Genomic DNA, 2,523 nt, shown 5'->3' with positions numbered 1-2,523 from the left:
TGTGCTTATTTGCAGGGCCAATGGGACTGTTGTCTCATATTTTGACAAAGTGGGTGACAAATAAATTTTTCTTTCCAACTGGAACCGATTCCGTAGCTGCCTCGACTCCAACTTCACAGGCGTAAGAGAATTTTGGATTTTGGATTACAATCTAGCGGTGTAAAAAGGTTAGTTTTAACATTTTCACGAGTCGTAAATTGTCAATCTAAAATTCGCAATCAATTCATTATCAAATAGAGAGAATAGATGTATGCGTACCCTAGCGGTTGACATTGGCGGCAGTGGCATCAAGGTAATCGTCTTAGACGAAGCTGGAGAGCCACAAACCGAACGTAGTCGAGTAGAGACTCCAGCTCCAGCCAAACCGGAGCCTGTGATTGATGCGATCGCAAGTCTTGCTGCCGCAGCAGGTGAATTTGACCGCGTATCTGTTGGTTTTCCAGGTGTTGTGCGCGACGGGGTGGCGAAAACGGCGGTTAATCTAACTCCAGAGTGGATTGGATTCGATCTGGCAACCGTGCTGAGCGATCGCTTGGGCAAGCCGGTGCGGGTGGCAAATGATGCCGATATTCAGGGAATGGGGGCAATTTCCGGCAAGGGTGTTGAGTTGGTCATTACCCTTGGCACCGGCTTTGGTTCCGCCTTGTTTGTAGACGGGATACTGGTACCCAATCTGGAACTGGGTCATCATCCGTTTCGCAAAGGGGAAACCTATGAAGAGCAGATGGGGCGTGCTGCTTTGGATAAAGTCGGTAAGGAAAAATGGAATAATCGTCTAGAAAAAGCGCTCGCATCTCTTCAACATTTGTTTAATTACGATTCTCTTTATATCGGCGGCGGCGAAGCAAAAAAAATCGCGTTTGAGTTACCGTCAAACACGAAAATCGTGCCCAATGTGACAGGTTTATTGGGTGGAATTGCTTTATGGCGGGATTAGAATGAATTAGAAATGTAAAATTAAAAAAGAGTCTTTTTGCATTTAATTTTACATTTTTAGTTTTTAATTGGAGATCGCTATGGTACAAGCTCCTGCACCCATTTCTGAGGTTAAAACCCCAGGCTATACGACTGAATTGAGCGAACTCGCGATCGACCTGATTCGGAAAGCTGGGTGCGAGTACGGAGATGTTCGCTTTTGCTCCTACCGAACGCAGAATCTTTATGCACGCGATCGCTCTTTGAGCAATTTGTCAGACAATGTCAATTCTGGTTTTGGGGTGCGGGTGCTGCTAGATGGCGCTTGGGGTTTCGCTGCCAGCCATAACAAAACTCCGGCAGAAGTTGCCAGAATTGTTGCTTTAGCGGTAGACATCGCCAAAGCCAGTCGCCTTTCCCAACTAACGCGGGTGCAGTTAGTTCCTGTTGAAGCGCACCGGGATACTTACATCACTCCGATCCAGATTGACCCCTTTACGGTGCCAATTGCTGAAAAGGCAGAACTGCTGCTGAATGTGAACGAGCAGTTGTTGAATTATGGCGATCGCGGCATCAAAAAAGCCTATTCTTACCTCAGCTTCAGCCGCGAAGACAAAACCTTCGCTTCTACAGAAGGCTCTCTCATTCACCAAACAATCTACCGTAGCTATCCGGGATTTGGCTGTACAGCGATCGCCAATGGCGATGCTCAAAGCCGCAGCTACGAACGCCCACCCTTGAACATCGGGTATGAGCATATCGATCGATCGGATATCCTTAGCCAAGTCGATCGGGTTGCGGAAGAAGCGATTGAGAAAGTTCACGCGCCGGTCGGTCCTTCGGGGATTCGTTCGACTTTAATTCTCAAGCCAACTAACTTATTTTTAACCATTCACGAATCAGTCGGACATCCTACAGAACTCGATCGCGTGTACGGCTACGAATCCAACTTTGCAGGCACTAGCTTTGCCACAACTGATAAATTAGGCAAACTGCAATATGCCGCACCTTGGGTGAATTTTAAATGCGATCGCACTCAGCCGGGAGGACGCAGTACCACAGGCTACGACGATGAAGGAGTTGCCTCACAAGATTGGTACGTTGTTAAGGATGGTACTTTAGTAGACTATCTAACAGACCGCGAAACTGCCCATCGACTCGGACGCCCCAGCAGTAACGGTTGCGCCTATGCTGATAGTTGGTCAAGCGTGCCGATGGTTCGCATTCCCAACTTAGGGCTAGAACCAGGGCCAGAGGGAGGCAGCCACACCGCCACTTTAGCCGAGATGATTGCTGACACCGAAGACGGGATTTTAATCGACGGAATTGGTAGTTTCTCCATCGATCAACAGCGCCGCAATTTCCAATTTGGCGGCGATGCTTTCTGGAAAGTCGAGAAAGGGAAAGTGGTAGGGATGCTCAAAAATGTTACCTACCATTCAATGACAACTGACTTCTGGAATAGCGTGGATGCAGTTGGTCCCGCCTCAGAATGGATGCAGTGCGGTGCTAACAATTGCGGTAAAGGCGAACCGATCCAAATTGCCCAAATGACTCACGCCTGCGTACCCGTGCGAGTGCGCGATATTCAGATTGGCAGTTCCTCGT

The 2,523-nt window shown here is 48.4% G+C and carries 2 protein-coding genes; both read left to right on the top strand.

Annotation, left to right across the window (positions count from 1 at the left end; translation table 11 throughout):
• Nucleotides 1-250: 250 nt before the first annotated feature.
• Nucleotides 251-937: an ROK family protein gene (locus tag H6F50_RS06430; protein ID WP_190427645.1), complete on the top strand. Its 687-nt coding sequence runs from the start codon at nt 251-253 to the stop codon at nt 935-937.
• A gap of 79 nt (nt 938-1,016) precedes the next feature.
• The coding region (locus tag H6F50_RS06425) for a TldD/PmbA family protein (RefSeq protein WP_190427642.1) at nt 1,017-2,523 on the top strand (1,507 nt) is incomplete at its 3' end.

Source organism: Coleofasciculus sp. FACHB-712 (assembly GCF_014695635.1).
Taxonomy (GTDB): domain Bacteria; phylum Cyanobacteriota; class Cyanobacteriia; order Cyanobacteriales; family FACHB-T130; genus FACHB-T130.
The sequence above is the reverse complement of the archived record's forward strand: the minus strand, read 5'-3'. Positions and strand labels throughout refer to the sequence as shown.

Coding starts and splice junctions, on each gene's coding strand:
- H6F50_RS06430 (WP_190427645.1), top strand. CDS start 251: ATGCGTACCCTAGCGGTTGACATTGGCGGCAGTGGCATCAAGGTAATC.